16 protein-coding genes and 1 pseudogene are annotated in these 16,645 nt (G+C 37.7%); 10 read left to right on the plus strand and 7 right to left on the minus strand.

Going from position 1 to position 16,645, the window contains the following annotated elements; all coding sequences use genetic code 11:
* Nucleotides 1-29 precede the first annotated feature (29 nt).
* Genes ACFIMW_RS00330 through rsmA form a run of 3 tightly spaced genes read left to right on the plus strand, consistent with a single transcriptional unit; the run spans nucleotide 30 to nucleotide 2,820 of the window.
* Complete coding sequence (locus tag ACFIMW_RS00330) at nucleotides 30-986, plus strand: SurA N-terminal domain-containing protein (RefSeq protein WP_375606282.1); 957 nt, start codon at nucleotides 30-32, stop codon at nucleotides 984-986.
* A complete protein-coding gene (pdxA, locus tag ACFIMW_RS00335) occupies nucleotides 986-1,999 on the plus strand; it encodes a 4-hydroxythreonine-4-phosphate dehydrogenase PdxA (protein ID WP_375607699.1) in 1,014 nt (337 codons plus the stop codon). Before ACFIMW_RS00330 ends, pdxA begins: the two co-directional genes overlap by 1 nt.
* On the plus strand, nucleotides 1,990-2,820 hold the full coding sequence (gene rsmA / locus ACFIMW_RS00340; RefSeq protein ID WP_375607700.1) for a 16S rRNA (adenine(1518)-N(6)/adenine(1519)-N(6))-dimethyltransferase RsmA: 831 nt from the start codon (nucleotides 1,990-1,992) through the stop codon (nucleotides 2,818-2,820). Before pdxA ends, rsmA begins: the two co-directional genes overlap by 10 nt.
* Before the next feature lie 29 nt (nucleotides 2,821-2,849).
* Here rsmA and gmk read toward each other — a convergent pair whose 3' ends face one another.
* The 7 genes from gmk to ACFIMW_RS00375 all read right to left on the minus strand — a co-directional run bounded on the left by gmk (nucleotide 2,850) and on the right by ACFIMW_RS00375 (nucleotide 9,250).
* Nucleotides 2,850-3,527 (minus strand): guanylate kinase, encoded by a 678-nt coding sequence (gene gmk / locus ACFIMW_RS00345; RefSeq protein WP_375607701.1) that lies wholly within the window; start codon nucleotides 3,525-3,527, stop codon nucleotides 2,850-2,852.
* A 291-nt stretch (nucleotides 3,528-3,818) separates the two neighbouring features.
* Nucleotides 3,819-4,928, minus strand: coding sequence for an endolytic transglycosylase MltG (mltG, locus tag ACFIMW_RS00350; RefSeq protein WP_375607702.1), 1,110 nt, complete (start codon nucleotides 4,926-4,928; stop codon nucleotides 3,819-3,821).
* 96 nt (nucleotides 4,929-5,024) lie between these two features.
* On the minus strand, nucleotides 5,025-6,287 hold the full coding sequence (fabF, locus tag ACFIMW_RS00355) for a beta-ketoacyl-ACP synthase II (protein ID WP_375607831.1): 1,263 nt from the start codon (nucleotides 6,285-6,287) through the stop codon (nucleotides 5,025-5,027).
* A 101-nt stretch (nucleotides 6,288-6,388) separates the two neighbouring features.
* On the minus strand, nucleotides 6,389-6,625 hold the full coding sequence (locus tag ACFIMW_RS00360; protein WP_183193698.1) for an acyl carrier protein: 237 nt from the start codon (nucleotides 6,623-6,625) through the stop codon (nucleotides 6,389-6,391).
* A gap of 262 nt (nucleotides 6,626-6,887) precedes the next feature.
* Nucleotides 6,888-7,625: a 3-oxoacyl-[acyl-carrier-protein] reductase gene (gene fabG, locus ACFIMW_RS00365; RefSeq protein ID WP_375607703.1), complete on the minus strand. Its 738-nt coding sequence runs from the start codon at nucleotides 7,623-7,625 to the stop codon at nucleotides 6,888-6,890.
* 16 nt (nucleotides 7,626-7,641) lie between these two features.
* Nucleotides 7,642-8,586, minus strand: a complete 945-nt coding sequence (gene fabD, locus ACFIMW_RS00370; protein WP_375607704.1) for an ACP S-malonyltransferase — start codon at nucleotides 8,584-8,586, stop codon at nucleotides 7,642-7,644.
* A 76-nt stretch (nucleotides 8,587-8,662) separates the two neighbouring features.
* The gene (locus ACFIMW_RS00375) at nucleotides 8,663-9,250 is read right to left on the minus strand and encodes an undecaprenyl-diphosphatase (RefSeq protein WP_375607705.1); all 588 of its coding nucleotides are present in this window, start codon (nucleotides 9,248-9,250) and stop codon (nucleotides 8,663-8,665) included.
* Between the two features lie 335 nt (nucleotides 9,251-9,585).
* Between ACFIMW_RS00375 and rpsF the strand changes: the two genes are divergently transcribed.
* From rpsF to radA, 7 genes and pseudogenes are all read left to right on the plus strand, one after another.
* On the plus strand, nucleotides 9,586-9,993 hold the full coding sequence (gene rpsF / locus ACFIMW_RS00380; protein WP_375606290.1) for a 30S ribosomal protein S6: 408 nt from the start codon (nucleotides 9,586-9,588) through the stop codon (nucleotides 9,991-9,993).
* Entirely contained in the window at nucleotides 9,993-10,241 is a 249-nt protein-coding gene (rpsR, locus tag ACFIMW_RS00385) for a 30S ribosomal protein S18 (protein ID WP_375607832.1), read from the plus strand. Before rpsF ends, rpsR begins: the two co-directional genes overlap by 1 nt.
* Nucleotides 10,242-10,392: 151 nt before the next feature.
* Nucleotides 10,393-11,373 (plus strand): hypothetical protein, encoded by a 981-nt coding sequence (locus tag ACFIMW_RS00390; RefSeq protein ID WP_375607706.1) that lies wholly within the window; start codon nucleotides 10,393-10,395, stop codon nucleotides 11,371-11,373.
* Nucleotides 11,374-11,398: 25 nt separating this feature from the next.
* Nucleotides 11,399-11,995, plus strand: coding sequence for a 50S ribosomal protein L9 (rplI, locus tag ACFIMW_RS00395; protein ID WP_375607707.1), 597 nt, complete (start codon nucleotides 11,399-11,401; stop codon nucleotides 11,993-11,995).
* A gap of 590 nt (nucleotides 11,996-12,585) precedes the next feature.
* Entirely contained in the window at nucleotides 12,586-14,076 is a 1,491-nt protein-coding gene (locus ACFIMW_RS00400; RefSeq protein ID WP_375607709.1) for a replicative DNA helicase, read from the plus strand.
* Nucleotides 14,077-14,725: 649 nt separating this feature from the next.
* Nucleotides 14,726-15,178 (plus strand): annotated as a pseudogene (locus ACFIMW_RS00405) (DnaB-like helicase C-terminal domain-containing protein); the annotation flags it as partial.
* A gap of 6 nt (nucleotides 15,179-15,184) precedes the next feature.
* Complete coding sequence (gene radA / locus ACFIMW_RS00410; RefSeq protein ID WP_375607710.1) at nucleotides 15,185-16,561, plus strand: DNA repair protein RadA; 1,377 nt, start codon at nucleotides 15,185-15,187, stop codon at nucleotides 16,559-16,561.
* Nucleotides 16,562-16,645: the final 84 nt, after the last annotated feature.

The raw sequence follows: 16,645 nt of genomic DNA on the forward strand, positions 1-16,645 counted from the left end.
ATTAATAAACAATGCGAAAGCCTATTTATATGAATAAATTGAAAAAGCGTTTTCTTGCTTTATTTTATATTGCGTCTTTGAGCGTAAGTAGCCTGTTAATAAATGGATTTTTGATTCCGACAGTCTTTGCGCAGACTTCTATTGTTGTTACAGTTAATGGCAACCCCATCACAAATTATGATATACAAAGGCGCCTTGCTTTTCTCAGATTACAACAAAAGCAAGGCAATTTGGTGGCACAGGCTAAAAAAGAGCTTGTTGACGAAAAGCTAAAAAATATTGAAATAAAACGTCTTAATATTGAAGTAAGCAATGATGAAGTTGATAAAGCTTTTGAGAATTTTGCAACACAAAATAATATGACGATTGATCAGCTCAACCAGATTCTGATCCAAACTGATATCACTGTGCAACACTTTAAAGATTACATCCGTGGACAAATAGGATGGGGACGTCTTGTTAGCGCACGCTATCAATCTGAAACAGGTATGATTAGTGAACAAGAAGCTGTACGCAGAATATTAAAAAATGGTGGTGTAAAACCTTCAACCAACGAATATACATTACAGAGAATTGTTTTTGTCATTCCAGCACATCGTCGTTCAGAAATCTTTGAAAGACGTCAAAGAGAAGCAAGTAATTTTCGCGCACATTTCCGTGGATGTGCAAATGCTCACAATCAAGCAAAAGGTATTTTAGACGTTACTATCCGTCACTTAGGAAAGTTTCTGGAGCCCCAACTCCCCAGTGCATGGGAACAAGCTATTCTTGCAACACCTGCTGGAAAAATGACAAAATTACAAGAAACATCTGATGGAATCGAAGCAATTGCTGTCTGCAAAATAAAGAGAGTTTCTGATGATTATGTCGCTCGGCTGATCTTTTCTCTTCAAGATAGTAAAAAAAGAAGCCCGCAAAAACTTGAAGAATTAAGCGACAAATATTTAGAAGAACTGCGCCGAGTGGCGCGTATTCAAAATTCATAATGGCTATTCTTGTTGTTAGCGGTGGTGATCCTGCAGGAATTGGTCCTGAAATAGTACTAAAAGCGTGGAATTTGCGTGTTACGCGTAAAATTCCACCTTTTGTACTTCTTGCTGATCCAGATGTTATTCGTTCGCGCGCTCGTTTTTTACAGATTGATGTTGAGGTGCAATCTGTTTTAATCAATAATCCTACAAAAAATTTTCAAAACGCTCTTCCTATCATACCGTTAAAAAACAAACAAAGTGATCAATTAGGTATACCTTCATCGAATAATGCTGCTGGAATCATTGAAGCGATTAAACGCAGTGTTCAATTGATTCAAAGTGGCCATGCATGTGCACTAATCACTTGTCCTATTGCAAAAAAAAATCTTTATGATGCTGGTTTTCAATTTCCAGGTCATACAGAATTTTTAGCCGATTTGGCATATAAAGCTTTTCATAAATGTTATCATCCCGTTATGATGTTAGCAGGACCTCGATTAAAAACGGTACCAATTACTGTTCATATTCCATTCAAAGATGTTCCTTCACAGCTTACCCGTGATTTAATTATTCAAACGGTACTTATTACTGAATGTGACTTAAAAACACGGTTTAAAATAACATCACCCCGACTAGCTGTTGCTGGTCTTAATCCTCATGCTGGAGAAGGAGGAGCAATGGGAAAAGAAGATATTGAAGTTATCACTCCTGCTATTGAATATCTTAAAAAGAAAGGACTCAATATTGCAGGCCCGCTGCCTGCCGACACAATGTTCCATGAATGCGCAAGAAAGGCATATGACGTTGCCATTTGTATGTATCATGATCAAGCCCTTATCCCTGTTAAAACATTAGACTTTGATACCACCGTTAATGTTACATTAGGTTTACCTTTTATTCGTACGTCTCCAGATCACGGGACTGCTTTTGACATTGCTGATAAAGGGATAGCCTCTCCCGAAAGCTTTATTGCTGCTCTTAAACTTGCAAATCAACTTGCAAAAAATAGTTTGAACCCATGCCAATAGATAATCTTCCTCCTCTGCGTGAGGTTATTGATATATATGGATTACAAGCACATAAATCTTTGGGGCAAAATTTCCTTTTTGATCTTAATTTAACCTCTAAAATTGCTCATCAAGCAGGAAATATAGAAGGAAAACCTGTTATTGAAGTTGGGCCTGGTCCTGGAGGTCTCACACGTGCCTTGCTGGCAAAGGGTGCCATTGTAATAGCAATAGAACGCGATGAGCGTTGTATACCGGCTCTCTTAGAAATAGAAAAACACTATCCTCAAAAATTAAAACTTATTTGTAATGATGCTCTGAAGCAAGATTTCTCAAAACTCTTTGAAACAAGCCTAGAAAAACCACGCATTATTGCAAACCTTCCCTATAATATTGGAACACAACTCTTATTAAATTGGCTTTTGTCTGAACCATGGCCTCCTTTTTATGAGTCAATGACATTGATGTTCCAACGTGAAGTTGCCAAACGGATTACGGCTCAACCTCAATCTGCTCACTATGGACGCCTTAGTGTTTTAGCTGGCTGGCGTACCGTTGCTAAAATTGCTTTTGATGTTCCTCCTCAAGCCTTTATACCAACGCCCAAAGTAACCTCTTCCGTTGTTCATATTATTCCGCGCCCCCGACCTCTTGCCTGCTCTGCACAAAAACTAAGCCTCGTTACAAAAACTGCTTTTGGACAAAGACGAAAAATGCTTCGTCAAAATCTCAAAACACTTGGAGGTGAAGAGCTGTTAGAAAAAGCTGGAATTGATGGAAGACGCCGTGCTGAAACACTCTCGGTTTCTGAATTTGTAACTTTAGCGCATCTAGTGCTCTAAAAAATGCACTTTTTGTTTTGCATTCTTTTTTAATAAAGGCATTTATCGATCTTTTCAGCAATAAGCCCATCAACAAAAGAGGCAAGATAAGAACAGCGCTCGCGTTTTTTGGTTTCAGCTAAATAAATCGACTTAATAAAAGATAAAGATTGATCTAAATCTTCGTTAATCACAACATAATCATAAGAATGCCAATGCTTCAATTCCGTTCGTGCATTTTCCAATCGTAAATTGATGATATCTTGACTATCTTCGGCTCGACGATGTAAACGCGAAACAAGCTCTTTCATTGATGGTGGAAGAATAAAAACAGATACAGTGTCTCCTAGCATTTTTTTTTGCAGCTGCTTAGTACCCTGATAATCAATATCAAATAGCATATCACGGCCGGTATTCAATGTTTTTTCAACAGTTTCACGTAAAGTGCCATAATAATTCCCGTGAACTTCTGCCCATTCAATCAATTCATCTCTATCACGCTTATATTCAAACTCTTCCTTTGAAATAAAGTGATAATGAAGTCCATCCACTTCACTGTGACGCCTCTTCCTTGTAGTTACACTTACCGAAAGCTCTAATTGTCCATCTTTTAGAAGTAATCGAGAAATTGTTGATTTACCAGCGCCTGAAGGTGAAGAGAGAATAAATAAAAAACCGCGGCGTTGATTTGTTTTTATGGCACTGAATTTACTTTCAAAGGCTGTCATCACACCACTCTACTTTGTTCATAAATTTTTCTTCAAAATTTAAATAATACATTACCTCAATGTTTCTCTCAACCAATGGTATTTGCTTTAGCAGCTAGATCTCAATGTTATCTTGTTCTTCCATTAAAATAATTTATTAGCAGTATATTTACTTCTTTCTTAAATATTTTTATCCATACGCTAACCTCTTTTGTAGCATACAAGAAAATGATTTTTATAATTCTTATAAAAAATTTTACTATACTTTGGATTTTCATTTTACGATGCAAACAGATACATTATCATTATAAATTAATTTCTTGCCTTAAATTCTCGCCACTTACGAACATTCATATTATGTTCCTCTAAGGTTCGAGAAAAAACATGCCCACCTGAACCATCCGCAACAAAATAAAGTGCATCACTGCTTGGTGGATGTGCCACCGCTTTCAAGGAATCTCGACCTGGATTTGCAATAGCTGTTGGAGGCAAACCATTAATCTTATAAGTATTATAAGGTGTTTCCTTCTCAAGATCTGAACGATAAATTGCACGACCGGATGGTTTTCCTTTTCCTCCAAAGAGACCATAAATTACTGTTGGATCAGATTGAAGACGCATATGCTTTGTAAGGCGATTATAAAATACTGCAGCAACCATTGGTCTTTCTGCTGCAATTCCCGTTTCTTTCTCAACAATTGAGGCTAATATAACAAATTCATCAATCGATTTAATGGGTAAATCAGGTGAACGCGTAGCCCATATAGCATGAATTAATTTTGTCTGTCCTTCACGCAATCTGTTTACAATCTCTTTACGCGTTGTCCCCCGAATAAAGCGAACAGTATCCGCCATTAAATAGCCCTCTGGAGGCAAATTTTTTGGAAGGTCTCCAATCAAAATTTCATTCGCAGCTAATCGATCGAAAACTTGCTGAACCGTTAAACCTTCAGGTACTGTAAATGTATACTCAATAGATTTTCCTTTCACAAGAATATCCATAATATCCTGCATCGAAGCATGAGCCGGAATCAAATATTCTCCAGCCTTCAAATGCGTTGTTTTTTGGTGATAACCAACCCCATAAACAAAAATATCTGATGATCGAATGAAACCACGTTTTTCTAGTAATGAAGCAATTTTACGAATTCCTGTACCAGGATGGATAAGAACAATTTGTTCTTCCTCAATTTTTCCCTTTTCTTCAAAAATACTTTTTCCAATATAAAGAGGAATACTTATGCCCAAAAGTATAACCACAATCAGCATGAGAAAAAAATGGCCGAGAACAACCAATGGATTACGTACGATAGATGATTTCTTTCGCTTTTTATGTGCTAACATGTCATGACTATCTGCTAAATGATTCGAAAAGGAATCACTTATGTCCTTTAGTGATTTTTCATTTTTCACGTCGGACATAAACCCTCAATAGCGATTAAATACAATATTATTACTTCTCATTCACCTTATAATAAAGTAAAAAACTCAGAATAAGAAATTAAATGAAAATACTTATTACCCTCTAAAACGTTGCATTACCAAAGATGCGTTTGTTCCACCAAATCCAAAAGAATTGGAAAGAACCGTGTCAATCTTTCGTTCACGCGGTTTGTATGGGACAAGATCAATTTTCGTTTCAACCGATGGATTGTCAAGATTAAGTGTCGCTGGAGCTATATTATCTCGGATGGCTAAAACACAAAAAATAGCCTCAGCAGCACCGGCAGCACCAAGTAAATGCCCGATAGATGACTTCGTTGATGACATAGAAATTTGTGATGCATAATTCCCTAAAACACGTTCAACAGCTGCTAACTCTATGGAATCTGCCATCGTTGATGTACCATGAGCATTAATATAATCAAGTTCATTCACATTCACTTGTGCACGCTTAAGAGCAGCCATCATACTACGCTGCGCACCTTCACCACTTTCTGAAGGCGCTGTAATGTGGTAAGCATCACCAGATAAACCATAGCCGATAACCTCAGCATAAATACGTGCCCCTCGTTTTTTTGCATGTTCTAGCTCTTCTAAAACAACAACCGCCGCACCTTCCCCCATCACAAAACCATCACGATCTGCATCATAAGGACGTGACGCTCGTTCAGGATCATCATTACGACAAGTAGAAAGAGCTCTACAAGCAGAAAAACCTGCAAGGGATATCCGATTTATCGGAGATTCTGCTCCCCCTGCGACCATAACATCCGCATCACCGAACATAATCAAACGTGCTGCATCACCAATCGCATGCGCTCCTGTCGAACAAGCCGTTACAACCGAATGATTAGGACCACGTAAACCATATTGAATAGACACATAACCAGAAGCAAGATTAATCAAACGGCCCGGAATAAAAAAAGGAGAAAGACGACGGGGACCTTTATCACGAATCGTATAACCAGCTTCAACAATGCCCTCAATTCCCCCTATACCCGAACCAATTAATACACCTGTACAAATCTGATCTTCATCACTCTTAGGAAACCATTCGGCATCTGTAAGCGCTTGGTTAGCAGCAGCCATTGCATAAACAATAAATGCATCAACCTTACGTTGCTCTTTAGGTTCCATATACAAATCAGCATTATAGGACCCCTCTTTTCCATCCCCTAAGGGGATACGCGCAGCAATCTGGCATGGCAAATCTGACACATCAAATTCAGTAATACGTCGAATACCACTTCTTCCTTCAATAAGCCGTTTCCAACTATATTCAACATTACCGGCTAATGGAGATACCAATCCTAAACCAGTAACAACAACACGTCTCATAACTTCTAACCTTGCACTAAACTTCACCTCTTAAAGCTCTTTTTTCAAAAGAGCTTCGAAGAATACAGGCAAAAGCAATTGACGCCTTTGCCCTTTAGTCATCATGCAGAAGCTTTATCAATGAACTTGACTGCATCACCAACGGTGAAAATCGTTTCCGCAACTTCATCTGGGATTTCTACACCAAACTCTTCTTCAAAAGCCATAACGAGTTCAACCGTATCAAGGCTATCAGCCCCTAAATCATCGATAAAGCTTGCATTTTCTACGACTTTATCTGCATTAACCCCAAGATGTTCCACAATAATTTTCTTAACGCGCTCTACTGTATCACTCATGTTGAAATCCTCGAATTTATATTTTCCTATAATTTGGTTAACTATATCGGCTCATCTAATCAAGCAATAGATGCATTACTTTAAAAGATTTTAGCAATAATTTAAAACATCCTGTGGATATCCCCTACAAAATGAACCAATCTGACATTCTGACATCAATTGATCAACGACCATTTTAAAGAAATAGATATATCTTTCCATTTCAATCGCTACTATCTAAAATAATATAGCTTATAAATCAATGTGGAATACAAGAAAATACTTAAATCATTGCCATTCCACCATTGATATGAAGTGTTTGACCTGTCATATAGGCAGCTTCATCGCTCGCTAAATAAATAGCTGCAGCGGCTATTTCTTGTCCACTCCCCATACGCTTCATTGGAATCGCAGCCATGATATGTTCTTTTTGCTTTTCGTTAAGCTTATCTGTCATTGCAGATTTAATAAATCCTGGAGCAATACAATTGACAGTGATGTTTCGTGAAGCAATTTCTTGTGCTAATGCTTTAGTAAAACCTATCAAGCCTGCTTTTGCAGCACAATAATTTGTTTGTCCAGGATTTCCCACAACACCAACAATAGATGTGATGTTAATAATCCTGCCATAACGGCGACGCATCATAGAATGTGTTAATTCACGTGTCAAAAGAGAAGCAGCTGTTAGGTTAACTTCTAAAACATTATCCCAGTCCTTATCTTGCATACGCACAAAAAGACCATCTCTGGTGATTCCCGCATTGTTAACCAAAATATCGACACCATTCATTTCTCTTTCTGCAGCTTCAGCCAACTGTTTAATTGATTGGCGTTCAGAAAGATTAGCGGGAAAGACAAAAACGTTCTGTCCTAATTCTGCCGCCAATTCTCTAAGCTTCTCTTCACGTGTTCCATGAAGTCCAACAATGGCTCCTTGTGCATGGAAGCAACGTGCTATGGCCTCACCAATTCCTCCTGATGCCCCCGTTACAAGAGCCTTACGTCCTGTTAATTTAAACATTTTTAACTCCTACAGATTAAACGCCAAGCATTCCTAGCGCTGATTCTATTTCATCAACTGTTCCAATTGTTACCCCCTTTATATCTCTGTTAATACGACGCGTTAAACCTGTTAATACTTTTCCAGAACCAACTTCAAAAAGCGTATCAATCCCATTCGCAGCAATCCATTCTATTGTTTCACGCCATCGCACCCTCCCAGTCACTTGTTCAACAAGAAGAGTAGCAATACGTTCTGGATCACTTTCTGGGGCAACAGAAACATTGGCAATCAAGGGAACAATAGGGGGCATTTTGTTAACAGTCAAAAGCGCTTTCTTCATGGCATCAGCCGCAGGCTGCATTAAAGACGAATGAAAAGGTGCAGAAACCGGAAGAAGAAGTGCACGTTTTGCACCTTTTGTTGATGCAATCTTTACCGCTGTCTCAATTGCTGTTGCTTGACCTGAAATAACAATTTGCCCACCACCATTATCATTGGCAATCTGGCATAGTCCTTCTCCAGAAACATTTTGGCAAATTTCTTCCACAACTTGCTCTTCCAAACCGATAAGTGCTGCCATAGAACCTTCACCAACCGCAACAGCAGCCTGCATGGCATTGCCACGAATACGCAAAAGCCTTGCCGTATCTGTGAGACTAAACGTACCAACAGCACAAAGCGCAGAATATTCTCCTAAAGAATGGCCAGCAACAAACCTTACCTTTTCTTCTATATGAAACCCTAATTGTTCCATCACACGAATGACAGCCATGGATACAGCCATTAATGCTGGTTGTGCATTTGCTGTTAACGTTAAAACATCTGCTGGTCCTTCAAAAATGATCTCTGATAATTTCTCACCCAACGCATCATCAACTTCCTCGAAAACCATCCGCGCCGCAACAAATTGCTCTGTAAGCGCTTTCCCCATACCAACGATTTGGCTCCCCTGCCCTGGAAAAATAAAAGCTGCACCCATTAATCAACTCCTAAATTGTGCAATTAAATTATTTTCTTTTGACCTTATTCATCCACACAAATCAAGACACAGTCCTTTATTTAGAACGAATATCTCTCTTAAAATTATATTTTAAGGGTGGAATTTGATATAAAAACTTAGGAAAATATGGTGCTATAAACTGAATAATACTCAAACTTATAAAACTTCCTAAAACTACACCTGCTAAAATATCAAAAGGGTAATGTACACCCACAAAGATGCGCGCCCAACAGATTAAGAATAAAAACACCACAGCAAATCTAAAAGCCACTTTGTATCGGTAAAAATAAAAGTTAGCTGTATAAGATGCAATGGTCAAGGCATGATTACTAGGAAAAGAAGCCGTTGCACGATGTTGAATCAGGGATGTTGTCAGCCCTACAACGAATGGGCGTGGATGAAAGTAAAAAAGAGAAATAAGATAGCCTATGAAAAGAGAAGTACAAATGCTCATGCAAATGCTTAACACGACACATCGTTCCCTTTCTCTACCACAAAACCACAACGCAAAAAGATGAATAGGAATGATGTAAATTAAAAACTTTGCACAAAAAATACTAAACAAAACTAAAATCGACCAAGATTGATGATTGCCAACAAACATTTCAAAGAGTGAAACATCAATCTGGTTTAAAAAGTCCATTTTTTTCTCCTTATTTTTATAGTGTTACAGAACTATCTCTTTGTAGAAGAGGAAAATATATCAAGATTTAATAAATCAATTTTTTTATGTGCGTAAACTTGCTATTTTTAAAGATAACCTGTAAATATGGAGTATTCGTTGCCGGCACTTTAGCTGGAGGTTGAACGGAGGGCTGTGAAATCAGTAGGAAATACAATGTTTCCGACCTCCCGTGTCTCCGCTCTGAGATGTCTCGAATTGTAAACGCGTCCTTTCTTCTTTGGGTTTCCAAAAAAGACAAGTCGCAGAGGCTTTGCGCTAAAACCGGTGAAATTTAATTGAAGAAAGGCAAAACAATGGCTCTTTATGAACATATGTTCCTTGCTCGACAAGACATTGCACCGCAACAAGTTGATGAACTTTTGAGTCTCTACAAAGGTGTCATTGAAGCGCAGGGTGGAAAAGTTGGGCGTGTAGAAAATTGGGGACTTCGTCCTCTTGCTTACCGTATTCGAAAAAACCGTAAGGCTTATTATGTACTGGTCAATATTGATGCACCAGCTACAGCAATTGCTGAAATGGAGCGTCAGATGCGCATCAATGAGGATGTTTTGCGTTACATGACCATTCGTGTAGAAAAACATGAAAAAGAAAAATCTGCTATGCTCTCACATCTTGATCGCAATAGCCACATTGGTCATGATGAGGAGCGTTCTCGTTCCCCACGTCGTCAACGTGAAAATGCTATAGAAGGGGTAGAATGATGACTGATACTAATCAAAACTCTGCACGTCGCCCCTTTCATCGCCGTCGCAAAACATGTCCTTTTTCAGGAATTAATGCACCGAAAATTGATTATAAAGATATCAAATTGTTACAACGTTATATCTCTGAACGTGGAAAAATTGTTCCTTCACGGATTACAGCTGTTAGTCAAAAAAGACAGCGTGAATTAGCTAACGCTATCAAACGTGCTCGCTTTTTAGGCTTACTTCCGTACGTTATAAAGTAAACTATAATACATTCTAGCAACTGGAGAATCTCTCCAGTTGCCTTTCTTGTATGATTTAGAAAAATGGCTTATTGTGTATTAGATTAAGCTGTAAAATATCAAAGTTGGGGTATTGATATACCTCTAACTGCAGAAAGCAGGACAGCAATAAATGAAAAAAAATCGTACTTATAAGATATTAACCGGCGTTTTGGCGGGATTATTTGCTGTTGTAGTAGGAATGGCCATCATCAGCGTTGCAAATATCGCGCCCTCTTTTTCTCTTTTTCTTGGCTGCTTTCTCTCATTGCCAATTTTTATTGTTGCGTTCGGTCAAGGAACATTTGCCAGCTTTGTTGCCTTAATAAGTGCTACTGTTGTTCTTGTCGTAACCGCTAATATCTATATTGCTCTTGGTCTTATGTTGTTATCTTTTCTTCCCGCTGTTTATGCCTCTTGGCTTCTTGGACTTGCACGACCAGCGCAAAAAGAAAACACACTGATATGGTACCCATTATCATCCGTTATTTTTCATTTAACCAACTTTATTGCTCTAATAGTAACCTTCATTGGACTCTATGTAAAATCCCGTCCAGACACCCCTCTCATTGCAAAAACAATCACTGAAAATATCGTACAAACCCTACAACAATCGCAGTCATTAAAAGAAGCTAATATCCTTACTGTTAGTGATTTTTTAATGGCGCATGCTGCAACCTTAGCAGCTATCGCTCTGACAGTTTATAGTTTGATTTTTCTCATCGGTAATCTTTATTTTTCAATGATAATAGCCCAATATATGAAGTGGCTGAAAAGACCTCGCGATGATTGGAGCAAAATGCTTCGCCTTCCAATTTCTGGAATTGTCATTTTCATTGTTGTTTCCATCGCGTCAATGGTTGAATTAAGCACTTCTCTTAATTTGGGTACACGTGTCTTTAGCTCTGCTTATACTGTCATTATATCAATTAGTGGTCTAGCATATCTTCACAATATTACAAAAGGGGTAAACGGTCGGATTATTATACTTTCTCTTGTTTATATTGCTATTTTAACTGTTGTTTTTTCTCCACCTATTTCTTTCATGATGCTTTTGATGGGTATTTGGGCTGCTATTCAATACAACATTCAATCACGTAAAAAACTTCACTAAATTTATTTGTTCGAAAGGAAAAACTATGGATATTATTCTACTTGAGCGCATTCCTCGTCTTGGTCAGATGGGTGATATTGTCTCAGTGAAAGATGGTTATGCACGTAATTTTCTCTTACCTCAAGGGAAAGCTTTACGCGCAAATGAAGCTAATAAAAAACATTTTGAGGTACAACGTGCGCAACTTGAAACACGTAATCTTGAGCGCAAAAGCGAAGCGCAAAAAATTGCTGAAAAACTTGATGGACAATCATTCATTGTTGTTCGTTCTGCTGGTGAAACGGGACAACTTTATGGTTCTGTATCAACACGTGATATTGCTGAAATCATAACAGATGAAGGCTTTTCTATTGGAAGAAATCAAATCGAACTTAATCATCCAATAAAAATGATCGGGCTTTACACTATCACTCTTAGTTTACATCCAGAGGTTCAAATTTCTGTGGTTATTAACGTTGCACGTTCCGCCAGTGAAGCACAACGCCAAGCAGAAGGTGAAACTCTCATTTCCACTAAAGAAATATATAATATTCAAGAAAAAATATCAGAAGAAAAGCAGGAAGAATTATTGGCAGAGGAAATTAATGACAACGATATAAATAATCCTCATCAAGAAGCTTAATTACTATTTTTGCTCTCTGTTTTGTGTTTTTATTCCATTTAATATTTGATCATAAAATACTCACTTCTTAAAACTGAGTATTTTATGACTGTCATACATAAAGAATCTAATTTTTATGCAAAAATTATAGGCATGTTATATAAAGGCATTGCACGCCAGAAATGATCATATCAATCAGAATAAATGCTCCTTATTTTCCAATATAGAAGCAAAAATGATTTAAAGTTCTACCCTTAAGGATAAAATTTACATGAGTGGTAAGTTGATTATATCCTTACATTATCTGAAATAATTTCAATTATAGAAAAGTCATTCTACTTACACCTATATTGGAATTTTAAGATTACGTAGCTTAAAAATACTTAAATTGAGAATATCAAAACGACCATTTAAAGAATCACATATTAAAAATTAAAACATAAGAAATAGATATTACTCATGCACTCATGATAAATGAGCCATTCAAAGGGAGTTTCAAAAATTATATGCTTTTAACTTAAAATGAAGATTTGTAGCTCTATTCTTTTACTATACGGCTTTCAATTTATCGCCTAAAGTAGCTAGACTTGAAATTTTAGTGGAAAAATATTATGGAAGAAATTAGTGTTGTTAATATCAGCTCTTCAAAAAAAGAAGATTCCCCTTCTTTTCGACAACTTCCGCATAATATTGAAGCTGAACAGGCATTGCTTGGTGCTATCTTTATCAACAATGATTCTCTTGACCGCGTTTCAGATTTTCTAAAACCAGAACATTTTTTTGAACCATTGCATCAAAAAATTTATCATGTTTTATCTCACCTTATTAAAACAGGAAAACTTGTAGATCCAGTTACAATCAAGCCCTATATTCAAATGGAAGAAAAAATTGGAGATATTACCGTATACCAATATGTTGTTCGCTTAGCCACTGAGGCTGTCACTATTATTAACGCTGAAGATTATGGACGCGTCATTTACGATCTTTTTATCCGCCGGTCTTTGATTAACCTTGGAACTCAAGTTGTCAATACAGCCTTTGATGCTCCTGTAGAACTCACGCCTACCCAACAAATTGAAACTGTTGAAAATCAGTTATTTGAGCTAGCAGAAAAAGGGAAATATGGAGGTGGATTTGAAAATTTTAATGAGGCTATTAAAAAAGCTATCGATATGGCAAGTGCTGCGAAAAAGCGCTCTTCACAATTATCAGGGATAGCCACCCATATTAAAACACTTGATGAAAAAATGGGAGGATTACAACCATCCGACTTAATTATCCTTGCGGGCCGCCCTGGTATGGGTAAAACCTCACTGGCTACCAATATTGCCTTTAATATTGCCAATGCTTATAATCATAATGGCAATATCCAAGAAAATGAAGGCGGCATTGTAGGGTTTTTCTCACTTGAAATGTCCTCTGAACAGCTTGCAACACGTATTATTTCTGAACAAACAGAAGTCTCTTCTTCTGATATTCGACGTGGTAATATTTCAGATGAACAATTTTCAAAAATTATTCGTGCAGTGAACCAGCTCCAAAAGGCACCGCTTTATATCGATCAAACTGGAGGAATATCAATTACGCAACTGGCTGCCCGTGCACGGCGTCTCAAGCGGCAACATGGTTTGGATATTTTAATTATCGATTATATCCAACTCATGACAAGTAAATCAAAACGTTCATCTGAAAACCGTGTTCAAGAGATTACAGAAATTACGACAGGACTCAAAGCCTTAGCTAAAGAATTGAATATTCCTATTATTGCTCTGTCACAACTTTCACGCCAAGTCGAAAATAGAACAGATAAACGTCCACAACTTTCAGATTTACGTGAATCTGGTTCTATTGAGCAAGATGCCGACATCGTTCTGTTTGTCTATCGTGAAGAATATTATTTCAAAAATGAAGAGCCCAAATTAGGCACTTTGGAACATCAAAAATGGCAAGATGAAATGGATAAAATTATGGGAAAAGCTGATGTCATTGTTGCAAAACAACGTCATGGACCAACAGGAATCGTGTCTCTTGCCTTTCAATCTGACTTCACACGCTTTAGTGATTTGGCTGATAGCAATTATCTTCCAGAGCAAATTGGCTAAACCACCATGGTACGGAACCGTATTCAATTTATCTGTCAAAATTTCAGAACCATCCATTCTCGTTGGGCAGGAAAATGGATGATTTTGGCCATTATTATTTGCTATCTAAAAAGCTCTTGAATAATATTAATCTTAATAATATGAAAAGATAATACATCTTTTTAGCGTTGCAAATAGGATACAAATATCCAAAATCTATAGCTAATCTAAATCTTTCTATATTGTTCCTTCTTTTAAAAAACGCCTTCTCACAAGACACTCATTTTCTTGTTTTTAAATTCAAAAATAATTGCTGATGTTGCGCAAGACTGGCTATTATGTAAAATATCAGAAAATTTCCTCTTTATAGGACAATCTCTAACCTTTTAACAAAAATATTTTCTAATCTATCTGAAAAATTACCCTAATTACCGCAATATAAAAAACAAGCAGTGTTTTAAATACTACAGCACAGAGAAAATTCTATAACATGCAAAATATTCTTGATATAAAATTGCATAAAAACTGATATATAACAAAAGGAAAATGTATAATTATGCTAGAAAAAAAAGAAGACTGCGATAGTGGATTTGACAGTCTTGATGAAGCTATTAAAAGAGTTATTGATATAGCAGGTGCTGCAAAAAAGCGCTCTTCGCAAATATCAGGGATAGCGACTCATATTCAACTCATGACAAGTGATTTAAAATACACATCTGAATATCGTATTCAAGAAATCACTGCAGAATTAAAAGCCTTAGCTAAAGAATTAAATATCCCTATTATTGCTCTTTCACAACTTTCACATCAAGTTGAAAACAGAACAGATAAACGCCCAAAACTTTTAGATTTAGGTGGATTTGGTTCTATTGAGCAAGATGCCGACATCGTTTTATTTGTCTATCGTGAAGAATATTACCTCAAAAATGAAGAACCAAAGTTCGGTAGCCTTGAACATATGAAATGGCTAGAAATAATGGACAAAGCTTTTGGAAAAGCTGATGTTATTATTGCAAAACATCGCCATGGGCCGACAGGAATCGTTCCCCTTGCCTTTCAATCTGACTTCACACGCTTTAGTGATTTGGCTGATAGCAATTATCTTCCAGAGCAAATTGGCTAAACCACCATGGCACGCAACCGTATTCAATTTATCTGTCAAAATTGCGGAACCATCCATTCTCGTTGGGCAGGGAAATGTAGCGCTTGTGGAGAATGGAATTCTCTTGTTGAAGAAAATATAAATGGCGGCATAGGAAGTGGTCCTAAGCAGAATACGCGTAAAGGACGCATCGTTGCCCTTACATCTCTTTCTGGAGATATCCAAGATGCTCCACGTATTCATTCTGGTATTGCGGAACTTGATCGTGTTACCGGTGGGGGCTTTGTCCGTGGATCAGCACTTCTTGTTGGTGGTGATCCTGGTATTGGAAAATCAACATTGCTGACACAAACAGCTGCTGCTTTATCCCGCAAAGGACATCATGTCATCTATGTCTCAGGTGAAGAGGCTATTGCGCAAATTTGTCTGCGTGCACAGAGGCTTGGAGCGAACAATACAGAAGTAAAACTTGCCGCTGAAACCAATGTAGAAGATATTCTGGCAACCTTAAGCGAACATAAAAACCTTGATATGGTGATTATCGATTCGATTCAAACTCTATGGTCAGATACAGCAGATTCAGCACCTGGCACTGTCACACAAGTACGTATTGGCGCTCAAGCAATGATCCGCTTTGCCAAGAAAACAGGAGCTGCTGTTGTTCTTGTTGGTCATGTTACAAAAGATGGGCAAATTGCTGGTCCTAGAGTCGTTGAACATATGGTTGATGGCGTTCTCTATTTTGAGGGTGAAGGTGGACATCATTATCGCATTCTTAGAACTGTAAAAAATCGCTTCGGGCCAACAGATGAAATTGGTGTCTTTGAAATGTCTGATAAAGGATTACGCGAAGTGATAAATCCATCCGAATTATTCTTAGGAGAACGTAATGAAAAAGCACCAGGCGCTGCTGTTTTCGCCGGCATGGAAGGAACACGCCCAATATTAGTAGAAATTCAAGCGCTTGTTGCTCCTTCTTCCCTTGGGACACCAAGACGTGCAGTTGTCGGATGGGATGGAAATCGTCTTTCTATGATTCTTGCCGTTTTAGAAGCCCATTGTGGCATTCGTTTTGGACAGCATGATGTCTATCTGAACGTGGCAGGTGGATATCGCATATCAGAACCCGCTGCTGATTTAGCTGTAGCCGCTGCTTTGGTATCCTCTCTTGCCAATATTCCTTTGCCAACAAATTATGTATATTTTGGTGAAGTCAGTCTTTCAGGAGCTACCCGCGCTGTTGCACATTCAGCACAACGCATCAATGAAGCAAAAAAACTCGGCTTTCAGGGAGCCTTTCACCCCACAACAACAACCGAAATGATGAATTCGCTCAACTTTCAACAAAAAACTTTCTCCGACCTTCCCGAACTCGTTGCTACTCTTACTGTAAGTAAAAAATGATCTGTACCACAGGCAAAGTAATATAGAAAAAAATATATAAAATACAAAATATCCTTGCTATAAGAACAAAAAATTGCATAACAA

Source organism: Bartonella sp. AC329YNZD, assembly GCF_042196685.1.
GTDB lineage: Bacteria > Pseudomonadota > Alphaproteobacteria > Rhizobiales > Rhizobiaceae > Bartonella.

Coding starts and splice junctions, on each gene's coding strand:
- rpsR (WP_375607832.1), top strand. CDS start 9,993: ATGACTGATACTAATCAAAACTCTGCACGTCGCCCCTTTCATCGCCGT.
- rpsF (WP_375606290.1), top strand. CDS start 9,586: ATGGCTCTTTATGAACATATGTTCCTTGCTCGACAAGACATTGCACCG.
- rplI (WP_375607707.1), top strand. CDS start 11,399: ATGGATATTATTCTACTTGAGCGCATTCCTCGTCTTGGTCAGATGGGT.
- gmk (WP_375607701.1), bottom strand. CDS start 3,527: ATGACAGCCTTTGAAAGTAAATTCAGTGCCATAAAAACAAATCAACGC.
- pdxA (WP_375607699.1), top strand. CDS start 986: ATGGCTATTCTTGTTGTTAGCGGTGGTGATCCTGCAGGAATTGGTCCT.
- mltG (WP_375607702.1), bottom strand. CDS start 4,928: ATGTCCGACGTGAAAAATGAAAAATCACTAAAGGACATAAGTGATTCC.
- ACFIMW_RS00400 (WP_375607709.1), top strand. CDS start 12,586: ATGGAAGAAATTAGTGTTGTTAATATCAGCTCTTCAAAAAAAGAAGAT.
- fabF (WP_375607831.1), bottom strand. CDS start 6,287: ATGAGACGTGTTGTTGTTACTGGTTTAGGATTGGTATCTCCATTAGCC.
- radA (WP_375607710.1), top strand. CDS start 15,185: ATGGCACGCAACCGTATTCAATTTATCTGTCAAAATTGCGGAACCATC.
- ACFIMW_RS00360 (WP_183193698.1), bottom strand. CDS start 6,625: ATGAGTGATACAGTAGAGCGCGTTAAGAAAATTATTGTGGAACATCTT.
- ACFIMW_RS00330 (WP_375606282.1), top strand. CDS start 30: ATGAATAAATTGAAAAAGCGTTTTCTTGCTTTATTTTATATTGCGTCT.
- fabG (WP_375607703.1), bottom strand. CDS start 7,625: ATGTTTAAATTAACAGGACGTAAGGCTCTTGTAACGGGGGCATCAGGA.
- fabD (WP_375607704.1), bottom strand. CDS start 8,586: ATGGGTGCAGCTTTTATTTTTCCAGGGCAGGGGAGCCAAATCGTTGGT.
- ACFIMW_RS00390 (WP_375607706.1), top strand. CDS start 10,393: ATGAAAAAAAATCGTACTTATAAGATATTAACCGGCGTTTTGGCGGGA.
- ACFIMW_RS00375 (WP_375607705.1), bottom strand. CDS start 9,250: ATGGACTTTTTAAACCAGATTGATGTTTCACTCTTTGAAATGTTTGTT.
- rsmA (WP_375607700.1), top strand. CDS start 1,990: ATGCCAATAGATAATCTTCCTCCTCTGCGTGAGGTTATTGATATATAT.